Source organism: Novosphingobium sp. (assembly GCF_037133355.1).
GTDB lineage: Bacteria > Pseudomonadota > Alphaproteobacteria > Sphingomonadales > Sphingomonadaceae > Novosphingobium.
The window spans coordinates 24,988-46,769 of the sequence record NZ_JBAXOI010000021.1 but is presented as its reverse complement, the minus strand read 5'-3'; the positions used below and the strand labels follow the sequence as shown (position 1 = coordinate 46,769).

Genomic DNA, 21,782 nt, shown 5'->3' with positions numbered 1-21,782 from the left:
CTCTCCGTGATGAATTTGGCGCAATGATATGCGGATTTGCATCGCAAGAGGTTGCGTATTGACGCGCTGGAGTAATCCGAGGCACAATAATCGGCGATATGGACGCGATTGACAGCAAGATATTGCGTGTGCTGGAGGCCGAGGGTCGAATCAGCAATCTGCAGTTGGCGGAGCGCGTCGGCCTCTCGCCCTCGGCCTGTCTGCGCCGGGTGCAGGCGCTGGAGGCGGGCGGGGTGATCAAGGGCTACCGCGCGGTGCTCGACCGGGCGCAGCTGGGTGGCGGCGTGACGATCTTCGTGATGGTGGGGCTGGGTGGCCAGCTCAAGGCGGATTCGCTCTCGTTCGAGGCGGCGATGGCCGCAGCGAGCGAAGTCCGCGAGTGCCACAACGTGACCGGTGCGGTCGAGTATCTGCTGCGCGTGGAAGTGGCGGATCTGGAAGCCTACAAGCGGTTCCATTCGGACACGCTGGGGACTTTGCCGCAAGTGCGCAGCATCACCAGCCATGTCTCGCTGGGAACGTCCAAGGACTTGCGCGGCTGAAACGAAAAAAGGCGGGACTTTTGCCCCGCCTTCTTCGTGTTCGGTATGAGCCGCTGGATCAGCGCGAGTAGAACTCGACGACCAGGTTCGGTTCCATCTTCACCGGGTAGGGCACTTCGTCGAGCGTGGGGACGCGCACGAAAGTGGCCTTGTCCGCCTCGGCGGCGACGTAGTCGGGAATGTCACGCTCGGCCAGCGACTGGGCTTCGGCGATCAGCGCCATTTCCTTGGCCTTGGGGCCCAGGGTCAGGATATCGCCCGGGCGCACGCGGCGGCTGGCGATGTTGCACTTCACGCCGTTGACGCGGATGTGGCCGTGGCTGACGATCTGGCGGGCCGAGAAAATCGTCGGCGCGAACTTGGCGCGGTAGACGATCATGTCGAGGCGCTGTTCGAGCAGGCCGATGAGGTTCTGGCCGGTGTCACCCTTCATGCTCGCCGCTTCCTGATAGGTGCGCTTGAACTGCTTTTCGGTGACGTCGCCGTAGTAGCCCTTGAGCTTCTGCTTGGCGCGCAGCTGGATGCCGAAGTCCGACACCTTGCTCTTGCGGCGCTGGCCGTGCTGGCCGGGGCCGTAGCTGCGGCGGTTGACCGAGCTCTTCGGGCGGCCCCAGATGTTTTCGCCAAGACGGCGGTCAATCTTATGCTTCGATGCCTTGCGCTTCGACATGGCAAGTCCTTTCAATTTGCTATGCGGCCAGCGTGAAGCCGACCGATGGGAACTAGCCTTGTGGCCAGCGTTTCGTAGACCCGGAACCGCACCATTTCCCCATGCGGGGAATGCGGCCACTGCTTCACCGGGCGTGCAGGGCCAATTGCGAAGGCGCGCCTAGACACGGCATTGGGCGGAATGTCAAGGCAGGAGTGGGCCTGAACGCATATACCAGCCTCTTCACCCCGGACTTGATCCGGGGTCCCGCTTTTGCGGCGAGCGCAGCGATTGTGGCTAGCGGGACCCCGGGTCAAGCCCGGGGTGACGAGAAGAGCGAAGCTAGCGCGGCGTGCGCATCAGGGCGGTGATGATGCCGCGCATGGTGCGCACTTCAAGGTGGTTCCAGGCGGGCTTGGTGAGAATGTTGCGCAAGGTGAGACGGGTGGCATGCGCGCGGCCCTGCGGCTTGAAGTAGTCGCGCGGTTCAAGATGCTCGGTGATCTGGGCGATCAGGCCTTCGAGGTCTTCCTGCGGGGCGGGGGGCAGGATGTCCTCGGCCGGGGGTTGGGCAAGACCCGCATCGGGCGCGTGCTTTGACCACTCGTAGGCGCAGAGGATCACCGCTTGCGCGAGGTTGAGCGAGCCGAATTCCGGATTGATCGGCACGGTGATGATGCTGCGGGCGAGCGCGACATCGTCGGTTTCGAGGCCGGAGCGTTCGGGGCCGAACACGAAGGCGGTGCCGCCGACGGCCATGGCTGCTTCCTGCGCGGCCGCTTCGGGGGTGAGGACGGGCTTTGTGACGCCGCGTTTGCGCACCGTGGTGGCGTAGACATGCGCGCAATCGGCGACGGCTTCGGCAAGGGTTTCGTAGACCTCGGCCTGCGCCAGCACGATGTCCGCCCCCGCAGCGGCGGGGCCGGCGCTGGGATTTGGCCAGCCGTCGCGCGGGGAAACCAGGCGCATACTTGTGAGCCCGAAATTGAGCATCGCGCGCGCGGCCTTGCCGATATTCTCGCCAAGTTGCGGGCGGACGAGGACTATGACGGGGGCATTGCTCACGTACCCCCCACCTCGCGCACAGTGCTGGCGAATTCCTCGAAATCGCGGGCCTCGGTGAAATCGCGGTAGACGCTGGCGAAGCGGATATAGGCGACGCTGTCGAGCTGGCGCAGGCCTTCCATGACCATTTCGCCGATCTGGCGGCTCTCGACTTCGGGATCGCCCAAGGTTTCGAGCTGGCGCTGGATGCCCGAGACAAGGCGCTCTATGCGGTCGGGGCTGACCGGGCGTTTGCGGCAGGCGAGCGCGACGGATTGCTCGATCTTGCTGCGCTCGAAGGGTTCGCGGCGCACATCGCCGCTGGCGCCGCCGCTCTTGATCACCATGACTTCGCGCAGCTGCACGCGCTCGAACGTGGTGAAGCGCGCACCGCAACCTTCGCACTGGCGGCGCCGGCGGATCGAGGTGTTGTCCTCGCTCGGCCGGCTGTCCTTTACCTGGCTTTCCTCATGGGCACAGAAGGGGCAGCGCATGCGCTGTTACTTGATCCTCTGCCAGAACGCGTAGCCCGCGCCGACCGCGAGGCCGAGCGGGAGCGAAACGAAAGGCAGCAGCGCTCCAGCCACCGCGCCGATGCCGGCGCCGATCAGCACCGGCTTGGTCGAGGGGTGGTCCATGCCCTGCTTGGCCATGCCGCTGATTTCGGACTGGGCGCGGCCCAGAAGATCGTTGTTGTCAGACATGATTTCAAAGCTCCGGATAGATCGGGAAGCGGGCGCAGAGGGCTTCGACGCGTGCGCGGACGGCCTGTTCGACCTGACCGTCGCCTTCATCGCCGTTGCGCGAAAGGCCGTCGACCACTTCGGCGATGAGCGCGCCGATCTGGCGGAATTCCTCTTCGCGGAAGCCGCGGGTGGTGCCGGCGGGGGTGCCGAGGCGGATGCCCGAGGTGACGAAGGGCGAGCGCGTGTCGAACGGGATGCCGTTCTTGTTGCAGGTGAGCCAGGCGCGGTCGAGGCCCTTCTCGGCGGCCTTGCCGGTCACGTCCTTCGGGGTGAGATCGACGAGCATCGAGTGGTTGTCAGTGCCGCCCGAGACAATGCCGAGCCCGGCGTCCTGCAGGCTCGCGGCAAGCGCGCGGGCGTTGGCAACGACCTGATGGGCATAGGCTGCAAATTCGGGCTTCAGCGCTTCGGCGAAGGCGACGGCCTTGGCGGCGATGATGTGCATCAGCGGGCCGCCCTGCATGCCGGGGAACACCGCCATGTTGATCTTTTTGGCGAGCGCCTCGTCATTGGTGAGGATCACGCCCGAGCGGGGCCCGCGCAAGGACTTGTGCGTCGTGGTGGTGACGACATGCGCGTGCGGGATCGGCGAGGGATGCGCGCCGCCCGCGACAAGGCCCGAGATGTGCGACATGTCGACGAGCAGGTACGCGCCGATCTCGTCAGCGATGGTGCGGAACGCTTCCCAGTCCCACACGCGCGAATAGGCGGTGCCGCCCGCGATGATGAGCTTGGGCTTGTGTTCGTGAGCGGTGGCGCGGACGGCGTCCATATCGATCTGATGGTCCTCGCGGCGCACGCCATAGGCGACCGGCTTGAACCACTTGCCGCTCATGTTGACCGGCGAGCCATGGGTAAGGTGCCCGCCTGAGTTGAGATCGAGGCCCATGAACGTATCACCCGGCTCGAGCAAGGCGAGAAATACGGCCTGGTTCATCTGGCTACCCGAATTGGGCTGCACATTGGCGAACTGGCAGCCGAACAGCGCCTTCGCGCGCTCGATGGCAAGGGTTTCCACGACGTCGGCATATTCGCAGCCGCCGTAGTAGCGCTTGCCGGGGTAGCCTTCGGCGTACTTGTTGGTGAAGACCGAACCGGCCGCTTCGAGGCAGGCGAGGCTGGTGATGTTTTCCGAGGCGATCAGCTCGATCTTGGTCTGCTGGCGGTTGAGTTCGCCGCGGATCGCGGCGTAGACTTCGGGATCGGCAGCGGCGAGGTGCTCGGTGAAGAAGCCGACCTTGCGGATTTCCTGTGAGGGGGCTGCAACGTTCATCAGCAGGGCTCCTTTGCGAAAGCGGGGTTGGCAAGCTTGTCGACGCGGCCTTCGTGGCGGCCGCCGAGGAATTCGCCCGCGAGGAAAGCCTCGAGGCAGGCCTTGGCCATTTCGGGGCCGATGAGGCGCGCGCCCATGGCAATGGCGTTGGCATTGTTGTGCGAGCGGCTGAGCGTGGCCGAGAGCGGCTCGCTGACGAGGGCGCAGCGCAGGGCGGGGTGGCGGTTTACCGCGATTGCAATGCCGATGCCCGAGCCGCAGAGCGCGACGCCGCGTGCCGCCTCGCCTGAAGCGACCGCTTCGGCGAGCTTGTAGCCGTAATCCGGATAGTCGACGCTGGCCGTGCTGTCGGGCCCGAGATCGAGCACATCGTGGCCGAGAGTAGCGAGATGGGCGACGAGTTCAGCCTTCAGGTCGAACGCGGCGTGGTCCGAGGCGATTGCAATACGCATGGGCGGGCGGGTAGTCCTGCAGCGGAAGATTCGGGTGTTCCAGTGCTTTAGGAGGGTTGGCCCGGCTTTGCCAGTGCGGGTGGGCGCCTTAAGTTTAGTATTAGAAAGAATGATAGAAAGAAAAGGTACCCCTCCGCCCCGCCTGTGGCGGGGCACCGCCCGGTTTGCACTTCGTGAAAATGGAGAGTGACTCCCTTTCCCCTACCCGTTTTGGTGAAGCCCAAATAGCGCGAAGGGGTTAATCAGCCGGGCGGAGGACCAGTTCCATCTGGCTCAGCGGCGCAAACGGGCGGCGCAGGAAATCGAAGGCGGCGCTGGCGGCCTGGAGCGCCGGGATAAGTGGGTGCGTCACTGCGGGGCGATCTGCATTGATCTTCACGACGCCAAGCTTGCGCAGTTCCTCAAGCAGCGAGACCGACCAGAAGGGCGCGCCTTGCGTGTAGCTGAAGCTGGTGGGCTCAAGGCCGCACTCGTTGCACAGCGCTTCAAGGCTGCGGCGCTGGAACAGGACAAAGTGACGGGGGGTGTGGAAGCCCGCCCACGAGCGGTGACGGAACAGGCGTGCATCGAGCGAATTGTAGTTGGGCGTCTTGATGAAGAGCTGGCCGCCGGGCTTGAGCAGGCGGCGCACCTTGGCGAGCATGGCCCGCGGGTCCGAGACATGCTCTATCAGGTTGAGCATGAGGATGAAATCAAACTGGCCCTCGAGCTCGGCATCCTCGATACGGCCTTGAACGAAGGTGTGGCCCTTGGCGCGGGCGAGGTCGGCAGCGCCGGCGTCGAGATCGACCACGGTGGTGTGCGTGACACGCCGGTCAGCGCCCTTGACCATATCGAGCAACCAGCCGCTGCCGCCGCCGATATCGAGGACCGAGAGCTCCGTGCCGGGGATGGCGGAAAGCAGGCCCTTGAAGCGGCGGCGATCGAGCGCTTCCTTGATCTTCTGGACTGTGGAGGCCTTTCCGGCGCCATAGGAATAATAGTTCGCCGGGTAGATCTCGCTGAGCCGGTCCACCGGCATGGGATCGATGAACAGGACGCCGCAGTGGTCGCAGGCATGCCAGACCCAGCTTTCATCGCTGGTGCAATACTCGATGTCGTGCGCTTCAGCATGGAAGCGTGTCTCGGCCTTGCCGCAGAGTGGGCAGGCGGGGCGGTGGCCGGTCATTTCGGCAAGCTCGGGGAAATGCGCGGGGGCGTTCATGAAAGGGCTTCTCAGCGGCGGTTGTATAGCGCGCGAAAGGCGGCGCCATAGGTGGTGCGGCGTCCGTCCATCGCGGGGCCCATGCCGACGCGTTCAAACACCTGCTCAAGATCATCGAACGCGGTGTAGGACACGCTCGGTTCCCAGTGGTGGAGCAAGTGGCGGTTGAACCCGGCAGCGCCGAAGATGCGCGCGAAGGTGCTGTGGCCGAACATGCGGGTATAAGCGCCATGATCGACCTCACGGTAATCGACAGGCCCGCGCGCTTCGAGCGAACGGTGCTCGAGCAGCTGGCGCAGCGCGCCAAAGAAGGGGAAGACAACGCCGACGCCTGCGATCCAGGCGAGAGCGGCAGCGGGGCCGCCGGCGAGGAACAGCGCGGCGAGGATGGCGAGGTGCGCGGTCACGCCGCCGAGGAGGACGAGCTTGTCGCGGCCTGCGCCTTCGTTCGCCGTCGCCGCTGCCTTGGGTGCGGTCAGCCGGGCGCGGGCAACGAGCACTTCGACAACACGCCAGCCGGTGAGCGCCTTGACGATGAAGGCGAGGTCCAGCGGGCGGAAATAGGTGTTCTCGGCGTCCGAGGTCGTGCCGAAAGCACGGTGGTGCTCGAAATGCACCTTGCGGTACTTGCGTACGCTGGTGCCGATCATCCAGCCGACAAGGAGGTCGCACAGCAGATCGCTGGTCTTGCGGCCCTGCGCGAGATTGGCATGGGCGCCTTCGTGGATGAAGAGCTGGACGTAGGCGATCCAGAAGCCGAACCCGGCGGCGCCAAGGGCCACTGCTGCCAGCGCGCCGCCAAGGCCGCTGCGCGCGAGGAGCACAGTAAGCGCGGCGGTCAGCCCCAACGCAGCATAGCCGAGCGCCAGATCACGCCAGACGCGGGGGTAATCCGCCTTCAGGTCCTTGATGAGCGCCGTGAAGGGCGTACCATCGGCATCACGCAGTTCACCGCGGATCGCGGCGAAGGTGGCCGAATGGTCCTCGTGCGGAGTGAACTCGTGGGAAATGAACAAGGCGTCACTCCGGCGTTTCGGATCTTGCGCACAATTCGTAATCAAGCTTGGTTAACAAAATCTCACCGCCACCCATTCGGGCAGAGCGGAAAAGCGGGAGAAGAGTGGTGGGCAAACGGTTGATCCTCGTCGCGGCGCTGGTGCTGTCGGTGCTGCTGGGCGTGCGGGCGACAACACCGCCAGCGCCGCTCGGAGCCGATGCAGCGCCGCAGGTCTTTGCCGCCGGGCGCGCCATGGCCGACGTGCGCGTGATTGCCGCAGGGCCGCATCTGGCCGCCTCGCCCGAGAATGCCGCGGTGCGCGCGCACATCGCGCGGCGGATGCAGGCGATGGGCATGGCAGTGCACGAGACGGCGTTCGCTGCGCCCAAGGCGAGCGCAGACCGGTTGGCGTGGTGGAGCGGCAAGCCCGACCCGGCGCCGACCCTTACCAATGTGATCGGCATTCTGCCGGGCCGCGATCGCAGCCTGCCGGCGGTGTTGCTGATGGCGCACCACGATACGGTGGGCGGATCGCCCGGCGCGGCGGATGACACGGCGGGGGTTTCCGCCCTGCTCGAGACGGCTCGCGCGGTCCGCAGTGGCGGGGTGCCAGCGCGCGATCTGATCGTGCTCATCACCGATGGCGAGGAACTGGGGCTCGATGGGGCGCATCATTTCTTCACCAGCGATCCGCTGCGCGCGCATGTCGGTGCGGTGATCAATGTCGAGGCGCGCGGCGGCGGGGGGCGGACGACCTTGTTCGAGACCTCGGCGGACAACGGCGCGGCCATTGCCCGCGCGGCAGGCGCAATCGCGCGGCCGGGCGGCTCTTCGCTTGCGGTCTATATCTATAAGGTCCTGCCCAACGACACCGACCTGACCGAAACGCGCGGCGGACCATGGACCGGCTACAACTTTGCGTTCATCGGCCGCCCGCAGCTCTATCATTCGCCCAAGGCCACGCCCGATGCGCTCGATCAGGGCGCGCTGCAGGACATGGGCGCACAAGTGCTTGATCTGACCCGCGCGCTGCTGGTGGCGGCGCCGCTGCCGGGCAAGGCGCCGGATGTGGTGTTCTTCGATGCGCTCGGCACCATGCTGGTCGTCTATCCGGCCTGGGCGGGGTGGGTGATGCTGGCAGTAGCAGCGCTGGGGCTGGGCCTTGCGGCGCGGCGCGGCGGCGGAGTGCGTGCAGGCGCTGCGGGGGCAGGGCGGATGCTGGCGCTGATGGTGCTGGCAGGGCTGGTGCTCTGGGCGGTGAACCAGCTCTCGCTGGGCGCAGGCAAGCCCAATTACTACGACCGGCTGGCAGCGATCCCGCGCCTTGAAGTCATGGCGCTGTGCGGCGGCGTGGCGGCGTTTCTGCTCACCCTGGGAGCGTGGAAGATCGAGCCCAAGTCGCGCGGTGCGGCCATGGCGGGAGCAGCGCTTCCTCTATTCGTCCTGGGGCTGGCGGGGCAGGTGCTGGCGCCGACAGCGGCCTATGTCGTGGTCGTGCCGGTGCTGCTCGCGGCGCTGGCTGTGGCGGCGGGGGATGGTGTGGGCGGTCGGCTGGTGGCGCTGATCCTTGGGGCGCCGGTGATCGGCTACATGATCTCGTTTGGCCACTTCGTGATGCAGGGCGTGGGGCCGAACATGCCGATGGCGGCGGCCTTGCCGCTGGCGATTTCGGCGATGGCGCTGCTGCCGTTATGGGATGCGCTCTCGGCGCGCGCGGCGCGGATCGGCGCGGCGGTGCTGCTGGTGGTGGCGCTGGGGACCGCACTGACGGTGCGGCTTGATCCGATGGCGGATACGGTGGCGGTCTATAGCGCGGACAAGTAGGGCAAACAGTCCTCCCTGTTTTGGCGAAGCCCAAACGGGGAGGTGGCATCGACGCAGTCGATGACGGAGGGGTCTTCTTACCCCTCCACCACCGCCTTCGGCGGCGGTCCCCTCCCCATTTGCGTCTTCGACGAAAATGGGGAGGATCTGGCACGTTGCAACGCAGGCGCCTCGCCTGTAGCGGCGCTATCGAACATAACATTCGGGAAGATGGATGGCCCAGAACGAGGTCTTGATTGCGGGCGGCGGGATCGGCGGGCTGGTCATGGCGCTGACGCTGCACCAGATCGGCGTGCGCTGCACTGTGCTCGAAAGCGTGCGCGAACTGAAGCCGCTGGGGGTGGGGATCAACTTGCAGCCCAATGCGGTGCGCGAACTGGAAGACCTCGGCATCGGCGAGGCAGCGCTCGACGCGGTGGGCATGCCGGCGCGCGAGTGGGCGCTGGTGGGGCTGAACGGCAAGGATATCTATGCCGAGCCGAGGGGGAAGCTCGCTGGCTACCGCTGGCACCAGTATGCGGTGCATCGCGGGCACTTCCACATGCTGCTTTACCGGACGGTGCTGGAGCGGCTCGGGCCGGATGCGGTGCGGCTGGGAGCCCGCGTTTCAGGCTATCGCAAGGAAGCCGATGGCGGCGTTACGGCGCTGGTCGAGCGGGCAGACGGCGTCAGCGAAGAGCTGGGCGGGGCGCTGCTGATTGGGGCAGATGGTATCCATTCGGCGATCCGCGCGCAGATGCACCCCGATCAGCCGCCGATCCACTGGGGCGGGACGATCATGTGGCGCGGCACCGCGCGGGGCGTGCCGATCCGCAGCGGCTCCTCGTTCGTGGGGCTGGGCACAAGCAAGCACCGGGTGGTGCTCTATCCGATCTCGCATCCGGACGCCGATGGGCTGGCCGATATCAACTGGATTGCCGAGCAGACCTTTGACGAGGGCCATGACTGGACGCAATCGGGCTGGTTCCGGCCTGTCGCGCTGTCCGAGTTTGCGCATGAGTTCGAGGGGTTTGTCTACGATTGGCTCGATCTTCCGGCGCTGCTGGCGGGTTCGGACGCAGTGTACGAGAACCCGATGATCGACCGCGATCCGCTGCCGACATGGGCGGACGGGCCGGTCCTGCTGATCGGGGATGCGGCGCACCCGATGTATCCCACCGGCTCCAATGGCGCTTCGCAGGCGATCATCGATGCGCGGGTGCTGGGGCGGATCATGACGCAGCAGGGGGTGAACGCGGGGGCGTTGGCGGCCTTCGATGCCGAGCTGTGCGGCCCCATCGGCGCGGTGGCGATGCGCAACCGGGGGGCGGGGCCGTTTGGCTTGCTCAACATGGTCGACGAGCGCTGCGGCGGGCAGTTCGACGATATCAATGCGGTGATCCCGGCGGAGGAACGCGCGGCCTTCATGCTGGCGTACCAGAAGGCGGCGGGGTTTGCGAAAGAGCAGCTCAACGCCGCGCCGCCGACGATTCCGGCGGGGGCGAGGGTTTTGGCATGACGATAGCGCTGGAACACGTCTGCGATCTGGTGGTCGAGCTTTCGCTGCCGCACGAAATGGGCGCTGCGCTTTCGGGCACGCGGCGGATCATCCCGATTGTGGGCGGGACCGCGACGGGTGCGCGGATCAATGGACGCATCCTGAACGTGGGCGCGGATTGGCAAACCGTGCAGGCGGGCGGCGTGGCGCAGCTTGATGCGCGCTATGCCATCGAGACGGACGACGGCGCGGTGATCGAAGTTGTGAGCCAGGGCATCCGGCATGCCTCGGCGGAAGTGGCCGCGCGGATCGTGGCGGGGGAAGTGGTGCCGCCTTCGGAATACTACATGCGCACAGCGATCCGGCTGGACAGCGGGCATTCGGACTACGCGTGGGTCGCGCGCTCGATCTATGTCGCCGATGGCGGGAAGGTGGGGAATACCGTGCGGCTGGCGGTTTATAGAGTGGGGTGAACATGACAGTCGCCCGAACCGCTTGTCGGATCGCCATACGCCTGACCCTGATAGCTGCTTTGGCCGAGGCGGTTTTTGATGGGGCTATGTATCTTGCACTTGGGAAGTTGCCATTGCCCGGATTTTTCGGCGTGGCGATGTCAGCGGTATTACTGCCGTTTGTCGTTTTTTCTCCGGCCCTCGACAACCCGGATTTTGGAACGACCATAAGTGCGCGCGTAGGCATCGCGATTTGCCTGTTCGGCTTGATCTGCCTAGAAACCGCAGCCGTTTCTTGGATCAACGCTGGCGTCACCAGTATCGGCGATGTTTCGCTCGGGGTCCTGCCGACATGGTATGCAATGACCTGGGCCGTTCTGGGGGTAGCCAAGCTTCGCATTAAATAGGGACAGTCCCTATTTAATGCGTCTCGGGCGGCCTCGGGGTCTTGGCTCAGTCACAGTGCTTTCCGCCCCCTCAACTCGCCCAAGCGGACGACCCGAGCGCATCGCCGCCTCGACTTCGTCATCACGCTCGCTGGCTTCGACACCATCCGCCAGATAGGCGCGCCAGTTGGTGACCGGGAATTCGTGCTCCAGATCGGTCAGGCCATCTGGCGCGCCGGTAATGTGGGCCCTTGCGCTGGACCAGGGCCATTGCTCCGCGCTGCCAACGAGCCCGGCCTTTACCGGATTGTTCTCGATGTAGCGGACAGCAATGGCAAAATGCGCGGCATCCATGGGATAGCTGGCATAGCGTCCCTGAAAGAGATGGCCTGAGACACCTTCGCGCAAATTGATGCGCTGGGCATAACTGGTGTGCGTGCGCGAGAGGATCGCGCGCAAAGCATCAGCCGATGGCGGCACGAGCACAAGGTGGACGTGGTTGCCCATGAGGCACCAAGCGAGGCAGCGCACGGCGTGATCGGTGCAGTTCTTCGCCAGCAGCGCCAGATATCTGCGCCGGTCGTTGTCGGTGAAGAAGATCTGCTGCTGGCGATTGCCACGCTGGATCACGTGGTGGGGGATGTCTGGGATGACAAGTCTGGCGGCACGCGGCATGGCACAACCTCAAAAATAGGGACAGTCCCCATTTATTCTACGCTTGTGGTGAGCGCAATATAAATAGGGACTGTCCCTATTTTTGGGCGCAGAGAGCGGCGTTGGCCGGCACAAACGAAAAGGGCCCCGCCACAGCGGAGCCCTCTTCATAAATAGGGACTGTCCCTATTTATTTGTCCCTATTTATTGATCAAGGAACGAACGCATCTTCCGTGACCGCGACGGGTGCTTCAGCTTGCGCAGCGCCTTGGCTTCGATCTGGCGGATGCGTTCGCGGGTCACCGAGAACTGCTGGCCGACTTCCTCGAGCGTGTGATCGGTGTTCATGCCGATGCCGAAGCGCATGCGCAGCACGCGTTCCTCGCGCGGGGTGAGGCTGGCGAGGACGCGGGTGACGGTTTCCTTGAGGTTGGCCTGGATGGCCGCATCCACCGGGATAACTGCGTTCTTGTCCTCGATGAAATCGCCGAGGTGGCTGTCTTCCTCGTCGCCGATCGGCGTTTCGAGGGAGATCGGCTCCTTGGCGATCTTCATCACCTTGCGGACCTTTTCGAGCGGCATCGAAAGACGCTCGGCCATTTCCTCCGGCGTCGGCTCGCGGCCCTGCTCGTGCAGGAACTGGCGGCTGGTTCGCACCAGCTTGTTGATCGTCTCGATCATGTGGACCGGGATGCGGATCGTGCGCGCCTGATCAGCGATCGAGCGGGTGATCGCCTGCCGGATCCACCACGTGGCATAAGTGCTGAACTTGTAGCCACGGCGATACTCGAACTTGTCGACCGCCTTCATCAGGCCGATGTTGCCTTCCTGAATGAGATCAAGGAATTGCAGACCGCGGTTGGTGTACTTCTTGGCGATCGAGATCACGAGCCTGAGGTTCGCCTCGACCATTTCCTTCTTGGCAATGCGCGCCTCGCGCTCGCCCTTCTGGACCATGTTGACGATACGGCGGAACTCACCGAGCGACATGCCGGTGGCGGCCGCGATATCGGCGATCTCGGCACGGATGCGCTCGACCGGATCCGCCTCGTTCAAGGCGAAGGCGGCCCACTTCTTGTCCTTGTTCGCGAACGCCTGCAGCCAGCCTTCATCGAGCTCGCGCCCGACGTACTGATCGAGGAAGTCCTTGCGGGGAACCTTGTGGCGTTCGGCAAGGCGCAGCATCTGGCCGCCCAGCGTGGTGAGGCGGCGGTTGAAGGCGTAGAGGTTGTCGACCAGATATTCGATCTTGGTCGCGTGGAACTGCACGCTTTCGACCTGCGCGGTGAGGTCTTCGCGCAGCTGCTGGTACTGCTGTTCCTTGCCGCCGGGGAAATCGTTGCCCGCACCCAGCGCGTTGAGCCGCTCGGCCTGGATCTTTTCAAAAGCGCGGAACAGGCTGGTGATCTGCGCGAACTTCTCCAGAGCCTCGGGCTTTAGCTGCGCTTCCATCTGCGCGAGGCTGAGGGTGTTGTCCTCCTCCTCTTCCTCGACCGGGCGCTTGGCGCGGCGTTCGGTGAGCTCGTCGTCCTCGTCCTCGGCGGCCTCTTCCTCCTCGACGTCCTCTTCTTCCTTGAAAGAGGGGCCGGCAGTCGCCTCGCTGATCTCGCCGTCACCGGTTTCCTCGCCGTCTTCGGAGAGGTTTTCCGGCTGCGGTTCCTTCGAAAGCATGGCGTCGAGATCGAGAATCTCGCGCAGCTGCATTTCGCCCGCGTTCAGGGCTTCGGACCACTGGATGATCGCGTGGAAGGTGATCGGGCTTTCGCAAAGGCCCAGGATCATGGTGTCGCGGCCCGCCTCGATGCGCTTGGCAATCGCGATTTCGCCTTCGCGGCTGAGGAGCTCGACCGCGCCCATCTCGCGCAAGTACATGCGCACCGGATCATCGGTGCGCTCGATGGTTTCCTTGCGCTTCGAAACGAGGTCCGGGCGTTCGTCGACCGGGTCCTGCTCCTCGACCTCGTCGTCGGCGTTCTTGTCCTCGGGATCGACCGCGTCCTCGTCGCTTTCGACGATGTTGACGCCCATCTCCGAGATCGCGGCCATGATGTCCTCGATCTGGTCGGCGGACATCTGGTCCTGCGGCAGGGCCTCGTTGAGCTCGTCCACAGTGATGATCCCGCGCCGCTTGGCGCGGGCGATCAGCTTCCGGATGGAAGCATCGTTGAGATCGATCAGCGGAGCATCGCCGGTTTCAGTCGTGTCGTTCGAAGCCATCTATTCCCGGTACCATCTGTGCGCGCCAAGGTTAACCGAGCCCGGCGCGGGTGCGGCCCATTTGCCCCAACCGGGCCAGCAAGGCCAGCCTTCGTTGCAGCAATCGTTGCTGTTCGGCAAAGGTTTCGTCGGAAAACTCCGCCTCGTGACGCCGCGTGGCTTCGGCCAGCGCGGCTTCGACGGCCGGCAGTCCGACCAGCAGATCGACCGCTTCGGCGAGTTCCCCCGCCGCATCCGGTGCCTTGCTGTCCAGAAAACCGAATCGCATTCCGGCATAATCATCCGCCGTCGGCGCCCGGAGGCCCCGTCTTGCCAATATGGTAAGAACGTCGCTGCTTTCAAGCGGCTGAGTGGCATTGTGAGCCCCGCTCTCCACCACATCGATGAGGCCATCGAGCAGCGCGGCGAGCGCGGGGTCCGTCACGCCCAGCCGGGCGAGCGTTTCGGCATGGCGCGCGATCTGTTGCGGCTGGGCAATAAGCCCGGCGAGGACGGCGGCGAGCAGAGGGCGGCCTTCGCCCACGGCCTGCATTCTTGCGGTCGTCGCGGCGGACAGCGGGGGCGGTGCGGGCTGCCAGGGGCCCTTGCGTCCGGCTTGGTTGCCGCGCGGCGATGGCTGAAAGGCTGGCCGTTCGCGCTGCGGATAGGCGAGCGCGCCGAACCGGTCGAGCAGTTCGCGGCGATAGAGCGCCTTGATGTCATTGTCGCCGATGGTTTCGACGTGGGTCATAAGGCGGGCCTTGAGCCCGGCCTTATCTTCCGGCGTGGCGAACGGAGCGGCCTTCTGCTCGATGTCCCACAGCACCTCGACCATGGGCCGCGCGGCGCCGAGCACGGCTTCCATCGCGGCGAGGCCTTGCTGCTTGATGAGATCGTCGGGATCGAGCCCGGCAGGGAGGACGGCAATCCTCAGCGAATGGCCCGGGCGCAGCAGTGGCAGCGCGCGGACAATGGCGCGCGCGGCGGCGCGCTGGCCGGCAGCATCGCCATCGAAACATAGGGTCGGCGTCTCGGTCAGGCGCCAGAGCCGCTCGATCTGCTCTTCGGTCAGCGCGGTGCCGAGCGGGGCAACGGCCTCGCCGATGCCCGCCGCCGCCAGCGCGACGACGTCCATATAGCCTTCGACCACCACCACCCGGCCCGATTGGCGCGATGCGGGGGAGGCGCGGTGCAGGTTATAGACCGTGCGGCCCTTGTCGAAGAGCGGGGTGTCCGGTGAATTCAGATACTTGGGCGCGTCTGTTTTCGTCTTGTCGAGAATGCGCCCGCCGAACGCGATCACGCGGCCGCGCGGATCGCATATGGGGAGCATGAGGCGGCCGCGGAACCGGTCATAGGGATCGCGGCCTTCGACGACGATCCTGAGGCCTGCCTCGATCAGCATGGCTTCGGGGAATTGGCTGAGCGCCTCTTTCAGCGCGGTGCGGCTGTCGGGGGCGTAGCCGAAACCGAAGTCCTTGACGGTGTGGGCAGGAAAGCCGCGCGAGGCGAGGTAGCTGCGGGCGGCAGCCCCTTGTTCTTCGGCGAGGCTTTGCACGAAAAAGGCCTGCGCTGCCGCCATAACGTCATGCAGCGACTTCGCTTCCTCGGCGCGTTTGGCCGCACGCGGATCGGGGGCGGGAACTTCCATTCCCGCGAGCGCGGCGAGTTCCTTGACCGCATCGAGGAACGGCAGGCCCTGATGGTCGGTCATCCAGCGGATGGCATCGCCGTGGGCACCGCAGCCGAAGCAGTGATAGAAGCCTTTCTCGTCGTTGATCGTGAAGCTGGGCGTCTTCTCGTTGTGGAACGGGCAGCAGGCCTTGAACTCGCGCCCCGCCTTCTGGACACGCACGCTGCGCCCGATCAGCCCGGACAGCGAGATGCGGGCACGCAGTTCATCAAGCCATTGGGGGGTCAGGGACATGGCGACTTTATGGGCATCGGTACGGTGTCTCGACTTCGCTCGACACGAACGGGGAGTGGAGATGCCCTTTCATGTCTGGCGTGCTCATACTCAAACTCCGTTCGTGTCGAGCGAAGTCGAGACACGCTCGCGTGGCGGGCGGGCGTACCACGAGAGTTTTGGCCAATCGCCCGACATCAAGGCCTCCTTCTTGGCACGTGACCATTTGCCAACCTTGATCTCGCAATCCAGTGCTTCGTAGCGCGTGGGAAACTCGGAACACCACACCAGTTCGACCGGCCTTCGTTTCGAGGTGAAGGCGCAGTATCCGCCGTGCAGGTGCTCGGCGTATCGGCGTTCCAGATCGTCCGTATGCCCGGTGTAGTATTTTCCGTCCGCACATTTGAGGATGTAGGTCCAGAAAGCCATCGGTCGGCTCCTTAACGCACCGTGTCTCGACTTCGCTCGACACGAACGGAATTGCGTTCGGTTTGTGTTAAGCCAGCGCCGCCTTCACCAGCCCGCTTGCCTTGCCCATGTCGAGCTGGCTGCCGTGGCGGGCCTTCAGTTCGGCAACGACGCGCCCCATGTCCTTCATGCTGGTCGCGCCCAGTTCGGCCTTGATCGCCTCGATCGCGGCCTTCACTTCGTCCTCGCCGAGCTGCTGGGGCAGGAATTCCTCGATCACGGCAAGTTCGGCATGCTCGATATCGGCGAGTTCCTGGCGGCCGCCCTCCAGATAGAGCGTGATCGATTCGCGGCGCTGCTTGGCCATTTTCTGGAGGACATCGACCACGAGCACGTCGTCGTCCGGCACCGATGAGCCGGTGCGCAGTTCGATGTCCTTGTCTTTCAACTTGGCGAGAATCAGCCGTACGGCTGCGAGGCGGGGCTTGTCGCCCGATTTCATCGCCGCGATCTGCGCGGCCTTGATCGTATCGCGGATCATGAGGGTGCGAATTCCTGTGGATGGAGCGCCTGTCAACGGCGCGAGACCCTGTCACTTAGGCGAAACTTTCTGCCACCGCTAGGTTGACGGCAAGGGGCGAGGGGCCTAGCGACCGAGCCTTAGCGACATCGCCAGACCCATGCCAACGGAGCGCCCCATATCATGGCCGACCCCGCCCACTCGCACGCGCCCAAGCCAGCCGGCGCGACCGGCTGTCTCGTGCTGGCCGATGGTTCGGTGGCCTGGGGTCGCGGCTTTGGCGCGGCGGGCACGGCGGTGGGCGAAGTGTGCTTCAACACCGCGATGTCCGGCTATCAGGAAGTGCTGACTGACCCCTCCTATGCCGGGCAGGTGGTGACCTTCACGTTCCCGCATATCGGCAATGTCGGCACCAATCCTGAAGACATGGAAAGCCATGACGTGCCGGGCGCAGTGGGCTGCGTGGTGCGCGAGGATGTGACTGATCCCGCCAATTTCCGCAGCGTGGAGCCGCTGCAGGCCTGGCTCGCGGCGCGGGGCAAAATCGGCCTTGCCGGGGTCGACACCCGCGCGCTCACGCGGCGCATCCGGATGCTGGGCGCACCCAACGCGGTGATTGCGCATGATCCTGATGGCGATTTCGACATTCCGGCGCTGATCGCCGAAGCGCGCGGCTGGCCGGGCCTCGAAGGCATGGACCTTGCCCGCGTGGTGAGCCGTGACGAGCAGGCCGAGTGGGAAGGTGGCATCTGGCGGCTGGGGCAGGGTTATGCCCGCTCGCCCCACGATCCCCGGCCGCATGTGGTGGCCGTCGATTACGGTGCCAAGGACAATATCTTCCGCAATCTGGTGAAAGCCGGGGCGCAAGTGACGGTGGTTCCCGCCGAGACTTCGCTCGAGACCGTGCTGGCGCTCTCGCCGGCGGGCGTGTTCCTCTCGAACGGGCCGGGCGATCCGGCTGCGACGGGCGTCTATGCCGTGCCGATGATCCAGGGCCTCCTGGAGCGCGACATTCCGGTGTTCGGCATCTGCCTCGGCCACCAGATGCTCGCGCTCGCGGCGGGCGCGAAGACGATCAAGATGCACCAGGGCCACCGCGGCGCGAACCACCCGGTGAAGCGCCATGCCGACGGCGTGGTCGAGATTACCTCGATGAACCACGGCTTCGCGGTCGACAATTCGGCGCTGCCGGAGGGCGTGGAGGAGACGCATGTCTCGCTGTTCGATGGTTCGAACTGCGGGATTTCGGTTGTCGGCAAACGCGCGTTTGGCGTGCAGTATCACCCCGAGGCGAGCCCGGGGCCGCAGGACAGCTTCTATCTTTTCGAGAAGTTTGTGGGGATGCTGGGGTGAACATCGGGTGGGCCATCTCGATAGCGATGTGCTGCCTGATTTGTGGTTGTTCCGGTCCCGGCCCACTGGACGGCGATGAAGTTGAATTTACGCCTGAACTGAAACGTCGCATTGAACAGCAGGTGCGAGCCTGCGGCATGAACATGCAAAACCCGAAGTGGGTACGGATCGAGGAGCTTTCGCAGTGGGAGTTTGGCTTTACAACGACGTCTGCGGACTTTGCCAACACCACGAAAAAGCATTGCGTCGATATCGTCGCGCTTCCCGCTGATCATTCGATAATGATCGCCTTTTCGGCTCCAAATGGTTAGAAAAAATGCCCAAACGCACTGACATCTCCTCGATCCTGATCATCGGCGCCGGGCCGATCGTCATCGGCCAGGCTTGCGAGTTCGATTATTCGGGCACGCAGGCGGTCAAGGCGCTCAAGGAAGAGGGCTACCGAGTGGTCCTCGTCAACTCGAACCCCGCCACGATCATGACCGATCCGGACATGGCGCACGCGACCTATGTCGAGCCGATCACGCCCGAGATCGTGGCGAAGATCATCGCCAAGGAGCGCCCCGATGCGGTGCTGCCGACGATGGGCGGGCAGACTGCGCTGAACACGGCGCTGGCGCTCGCGAACGACGGCACGCTGGAAAAGTACGGCTGCATCATGATCGGCGCGGATGCCGAGGCCATCGACAAGGCCGAGGACCGCATGAAGTTCCGCGATGCGATGGACAAGATCGGGCTCGAATCCGCCCGTTCCGGCATCGCGCATACGGTCGAGGAAGCACTCGCCGTGCTGGAGCGCACCGGGCTGCCCTCGATCATCCGGCCGAGCTTCACGATGGGCGGCACCGGCGGCGGGATTGCCTACAACAAGGACGAGTTCGTCAAGATCGTGCGCGGGGGGCTCGAAGCTTCGCCGACCACCGAAGTGTTGATCGAGGAATCGCTGCTCGGCTGGAAAGAGTACGAGATGGAAGTCGTGCGCGACAAGCACGACAACGCCATCATCATCTGCTCGATCGAGAACGTCGATCCGATGGGCGTGCACACCGGCGATTCCATCACCGTCGCCCCGGCGCTGACGCTGACCGACAAGGAATACCAGATCATGCGCAATGCATCGATCGCGGTCTTGCGGGAAATCGGTGTCGAAACAGGCGGTTCCAACGTGCAGTTCGCGGTCAACCCGAAGGACGGGCGGCTGATCGTGATCGAGATGAACCCGCGCGTCTCGCGCTCCTCGGCGCTGGCGTCGAAGGCGACCGGCTTCCCGATCGCCAAGGTCGCGGCGAAGCTTGCGGTGGGCTACACGCTCGACGAGATCATGAACGACATCACCGGGGCGACCCCGGCCGCGTTCGAGCCGACGCTCGATTATGTCGTCACCAAGATCCCGCGCTTTGCTTTCGAGAAGTTCAAGGGCGCGGTGCCGCTGCTGGGTACGGCGATGAAGTCGGTCGGCGAAGTCATGGCGATTGGCCGCAATTTCCAGGAATCAGTGCAGAAGGCGCTGCGTGGGCTGGAAACCGGGCTCGACGGGTTCAACCGCGTGGTGGAACTCGAAGGCGCGACGCGGGACCAGATTGTCGCGGCGCTGAGCCGGGCGACGCCGGAGCAGCTGCTCGTCATCGGGCAGGCCTTCCGCGAGGGGCTGAGCGTGGAAGAGATCCACGCCGTCACCAAGTACGAGCCGTGGTTCCTGCGCCAGATCGAGGCGATCATCGCCGAGGAAAAGCGCATCAGCGCCGAAGGGCTGCCGATCGACGCGGCGGGCCTCAGGCGCCTCAAGTCCATGGGCTTTTCGGACAAGCGGCTGGCGACCCTCGCGGTGCGTTCGGTCGGCGTGGCCGGCGGCATGGGTGAAACGCAGGCGCGCCGCTCGGGCCTGATCCATGATGTGCTCAACGCCATGGCGGGCGCGACGAGTGAGGAAGAAGTCCGCGCGCTGCGCCACAGGCTGGGCGTGCGCCCGGTGTTCAAGCGCATTGACAGCTGCGCGGCCGAGTTCGAGGCGGTGACGCCCTATATGTACTCGACCTATGAAAGCGGCCTGTTCGGCGCGCCCGAATGCGAATCGGCGCCGACCGACAAGAAGAAGATCGTGATTCTGGGCGGCGGGCCCAATCGCATCGGGCAGGGCATCGAGTTCGACTACTGCTGCTGCCACGCCTGCTTTGCGCTGGGCGAGACGGACCCGGCGAGCGGCGAGGCCGGCGCGGGCTTCGAGACGATCATGATCAACTGCAACCCCGAGACCGTCTCGACCGACTACGACACCTCGGACCGGCTCTATTTCGAACCGCTGACCGCCGAAGACGTGCTCGAAGTGCTGGAGGCCGAGAAGGCGAACGGCACACTGGTCGGCGTGATCGTACAGTTTGGCGGGCAGACGCCCTTGAAGCTCGCGCAGGCGCTGGAGGATGCGGGTATTCCGATCCTGGGCACATCGCCCGATGCGATCGATCTCGCCGAGGACCGCGAGCGGTTCAACCATCTGGTCGAGAAGCTCGGCCTGCGGCAGCCGCTGGGCGGCATGGCGCGCAGCCGTGACGAGGCGGTCGCGGTGGCGACACGCATCGGCTACCCGGTGCTGATCCGCCCGAGCTATGTGCTCGGCGGCCGCGCGATGGAGATCGTCGACAGCCAGGCGCAGCTCGATGACTATATCGCGACCGCCGTGAAGGTCTCGGGCGACAGCCCCGTGCTGATCGACCAGTATTTGCGCGATGCGATCGAGTGCGATGTCGATGCGCTGGCGGATGGCGACGATGTCGTCGTCGCGGGCGTGATGCAGCATATCGAGGAAGCGGGCATCCATTCGGGCGACAGCGCCTGCACGCTGCCGCCCTATAGCCTGCCGGCCGAGATCATCGCCGAGATGGAGCGGCAGGCGGTGCTGCTGGCCAAGGCGCTTGGCGTGCGCGGCCTCATGAACATCCAGTTCGCGGTGAAGGACGGGCTCGTCTATCTCATCGAGGTGAACCCGCGGGCCAGCCGCACGGTGCCCTTCGTCGCCAAGGCCATCGGCCAGCCGATTGCCAAGTATGCCGCGCGGATCATGGCGGGCGAAAAGCTCAAGAACCTGCCGCCGATCAAGCGCGACATCGGCTACATGGCGGTAAAGGAGGCAGTGTTCCCCTTCGCGCGCTTCCCCGGCGTCGATCCGGTGCTATCGCCCGAAATGAAATCGACGGGCGAAGTCATGGGTATCGACAGCGGCTTCCCGGTCGCTTTTGCGAAGGCGCAGCTGGGGGCTGGCATGGTGCTGCCCGAGGGCGGCACAGTGTTCGTTTCGGTCAAGGACAGCGACAAGCCGGTGATCCTGCCAGCGGTTCAGAAGCTCGATGCACTGGGCTTCCGCATCGTGGCGACGGGCGGGACGGCGACGTTCCTGACCGCGGCGGGGGTGAAAGTCGAGCGGGTCAACAAAGTGGCGGAAGGCCGTCCGCATATCGTCGACCGGATCATCGACGGCGAGATCGCGCTGATCTTCAACACCACAGAAGGCTGGCAGAGCCACAAGGATTCGCAATCGATCCGCGGTTCCGCGCTCTACGGCAAGGTCCCCTATTTCACCACTGCGGCGGCATCTGTCGCGGCCGCAGGTGCAATCGAGGCTCTGCGCAGCGCCGAACTTGCGGTACGCTCATTGCAGGATTATTATCAGCCCTCCATGTGATCCCCATCATTGCGGCGATTGGG

At 64.9% G+C, this 21,782-nt stretch carries 21 protein-coding genes; 8 read left to right on the top strand and 13 right to left on the bottom strand.

Annotated features, from left to right (window positions below; all coding sequences use genetic code 11):
• Positions 1 to 98 precede the first annotated feature (98 nt).
• Positions 99 to 542, top strand: a complete 444-nt coding sequence (locus WCL10_RS17775; protein ID WP_336896986.1) for an Lrp/AsnC family transcriptional regulator — start codon at positions 99 to 101, stop codon at positions 540 to 542.
• A gap of 58 nt (positions 543 to 600) precedes the next feature.
• Here the strand turns inward: WCL10_RS17775 and rpsD are convergent, their stop codons facing one another.
• From rpsD to WCL10_RS17735, 8 genes are all read right to left on the bottom strand, one after another.
• The gene (gene rpsD / locus WCL10_RS17770; RefSeq protein WP_336896985.1) at positions 601 to 1,212 is read right to left on the bottom strand and encodes a 30S ribosomal protein S4; all 612 of its coding nucleotides are present in this window, start codon (positions 1,210 to 1,212) and stop codon (positions 601 to 603) included.
• Positions 1,213 to 1,533: 321 nt separating this feature from the next.
• Complete coding sequence (locus WCL10_RS17765) at positions 1,534 to 2,256, bottom strand: RNA methyltransferase (protein ID WP_336896984.1); 723 nt, start codon at positions 2,254 to 2,256, stop codon at positions 1,534 to 1,536.
• Complete coding sequence (gene nrdR / locus WCL10_RS17760) at positions 2,253 to 2,729, bottom strand: transcriptional regulator NrdR (protein ID WP_336896983.1); 477 nt, start codon at positions 2,727 to 2,729, stop codon at positions 2,253 to 2,255. The genes WCL10_RS17765 and nrdR overlap by 4 nt, the downstream gene beginning before the upstream one ends.
• 6 nt (positions 2,730 to 2,735) lie before the next feature.
• Positions 2,736 to 2,939: a hypothetical protein gene (locus tag WCL10_RS17755; RefSeq protein WP_336896982.1), complete on the bottom strand. Its 204-nt coding sequence runs from the start codon at positions 2,937 to 2,939 to the stop codon at positions 2,736 to 2,738.
• A 4-nt stretch (positions 2,940 to 2,943) separates the two neighbouring features.
• Complete coding sequence (gene glyA / locus WCL10_RS17750; RefSeq protein WP_336896981.1) at positions 2,944 to 4,254, bottom strand: serine hydroxymethyltransferase; 1,311 nt, start codon at positions 4,252 to 4,254, stop codon at positions 2,944 to 2,946.
• Positions 4,254 to 4,706, bottom strand: a complete 453-nt coding sequence (rpiB, locus tag WCL10_RS17745; protein ID WP_336896980.1) for a ribose 5-phosphate isomerase B — start codon at positions 4,704 to 4,706, stop codon at positions 4,254 to 4,256. Before rpiB ends, glyA begins: the two co-directional genes overlap by 1 nt.
• A gap of 238 nt (positions 4,707 to 4,944) precedes the next feature.
• A complete protein-coding gene (locus tag WCL10_RS17740; RefSeq protein WP_336896979.1) occupies positions 4,945 to 5,910 on the bottom strand; it encodes a class I SAM-dependent methyltransferase in 966 nt (321 codons plus the stop codon).
• An 11-nt stretch (positions 5,911 to 5,921) separates the two neighbouring features.
• Entirely contained in the window at positions 5,922 to 6,926 is a 1,005-nt protein-coding gene (locus tag WCL10_RS17735; protein ID WP_336896978.1) for a fatty acid desaturase, read from the bottom strand.
• Between the two features lie 107 nt (positions 6,927 to 7,033).
• Between WCL10_RS17735 and WCL10_RS17730 the strand changes: the two genes are divergently transcribed.
• From WCL10_RS17730 to WCL10_RS17715, 4 genes are all read left to right on the top strand, one after another.
• A complete protein-coding gene (locus WCL10_RS17730; protein WP_336896977.1) occupies positions 7,034 to 8,731 on the top strand; it encodes a M28 family peptidase in 1,698 nt (565 codons plus the stop codon).
• 214 nt (positions 8,732 to 8,945) lie between these two features.
• Positions 8,946 to 10,229, top strand: coding sequence for a flavin-dependent oxidoreductase (locus WCL10_RS17725; protein ID WP_336896976.1), 1,284 nt, complete (start codon positions 8,946 to 8,948; stop codon positions 10,227 to 10,229).
• Positions 10,226 to 10,681, top strand: a complete 456-nt coding sequence (locus WCL10_RS17720; RefSeq protein ID WP_336896975.1) for a DUF3237 domain-containing protein — start codon at positions 10,226 to 10,228, stop codon at positions 10,679 to 10,681. Before WCL10_RS17725 ends, WCL10_RS17720 begins: the two co-directional genes overlap by 4 nt.
• Complete coding sequence (locus WCL10_RS17715; RefSeq protein ID WP_336896974.1) at positions 10,678 to 11,067, top strand: hypothetical protein; 390 nt, start codon at positions 10,678 to 10,680, stop codon at positions 11,065 to 11,067. Before WCL10_RS17720 ends, WCL10_RS17715 begins: the two co-directional genes overlap by 4 nt.
• 9 nt (positions 11,068 to 11,076) lie before the next feature.
• Here the strand turns inward: WCL10_RS17715 and WCL10_RS17710 are convergent, their stop codons facing one another.
• From WCL10_RS17710 to WCL10_RS17690, 5 genes are all read right to left on the bottom strand, one after another.
• On the bottom strand, positions 11,077 to 11,721 hold the full coding sequence (locus tag WCL10_RS17710) for a transposase (RefSeq protein WP_336896973.1): 645 nt from the start codon (positions 11,719 to 11,721) through the stop codon (positions 11,077 to 11,079).
• Positions 11,722 to 11,904: 183 nt separating this feature from the next.
• Positions 11,905 to 13,917, bottom strand: a complete 2,013-nt coding sequence (rpoD, locus tag WCL10_RS17705) for an RNA polymerase sigma factor RpoD (RefSeq protein ID WP_336896972.1) — start codon at positions 13,915 to 13,917, stop codon at positions 11,905 to 11,907.
• Between the two features lie 31 nt (positions 13,918 to 13,948).
• A complete protein-coding gene (gene dnaG / locus WCL10_RS17700; protein ID WP_336896971.1) occupies positions 13,949 to 15,823 on the bottom strand; it encodes a DNA primase in 1,875 nt (624 codons plus the stop codon).
• A 90-nt stretch (positions 15,824 to 15,913) separates the two neighbouring features.
• Positions 15,914 to 16,231 carry a GIY-YIG nuclease family protein gene (locus tag WCL10_RS17695; protein WP_336896970.1) on the bottom strand — a complete coding sequence of 106 codons (318 nt, stop codon included), beginning with the start codon at positions 16,229 to 16,231 and terminating at the stop codon, positions 15,914 to 15,916.
• 67 nt (positions 16,232 to 16,298) lie between these two features.
• Positions 16,299 to 16,751 carry a GatB/YqeY domain-containing protein gene (locus WCL10_RS17690; protein WP_336896969.1) on the bottom strand — a complete coding sequence of 151 codons (453 nt, stop codon included), beginning with the start codon at positions 16,749 to 16,751 and terminating at the stop codon, positions 16,299 to 16,301.
• A 162-nt stretch (positions 16,752 to 16,913) separates the two neighbouring features.
• On the opposite strand from WCL10_RS17690, the gene carA reads away from it, so the two are divergent.
• The 3 genes from carA to carB are packed head-to-tail and all read left to right on the top strand — an operon-like array spanning position 16,914 to position 21,759.
• Positions 16,914 to 18,083 carry a glutamine-hydrolyzing carbamoyl-phosphate synthase small subunit gene (carA, locus tag WCL10_RS17685; RefSeq protein ID WP_336896968.1) on the top strand — a complete coding sequence of 390 codons (1,170 nt, stop codon included), beginning with the start codon at positions 16,914 to 16,916 and terminating at the stop codon, positions 18,081 to 18,083.
• Complete coding sequence (locus tag WCL10_RS17680) at positions 18,080 to 18,394, top strand: hypothetical protein (RefSeq protein WP_336896967.1); 315 nt, start codon at positions 18,080 to 18,082, stop codon at positions 18,392 to 18,394. Before carA ends, WCL10_RS17680 begins: the two co-directional genes overlap by 4 nt.
• A 5-nt stretch (positions 18,395 to 18,399) precedes the next feature.
• On the top strand, positions 18,400 to 21,759 hold the full coding sequence (gene carB / locus WCL10_RS17675; RefSeq protein WP_336896966.1) for a carbamoyl-phosphate synthase large subunit: 3,360 nt from the start codon (positions 18,400 to 18,402) through the stop codon (positions 21,757 to 21,759).
• The last annotated feature ends 23 nt before the right edge of the window (positions 21,760 to 21,782 follow it).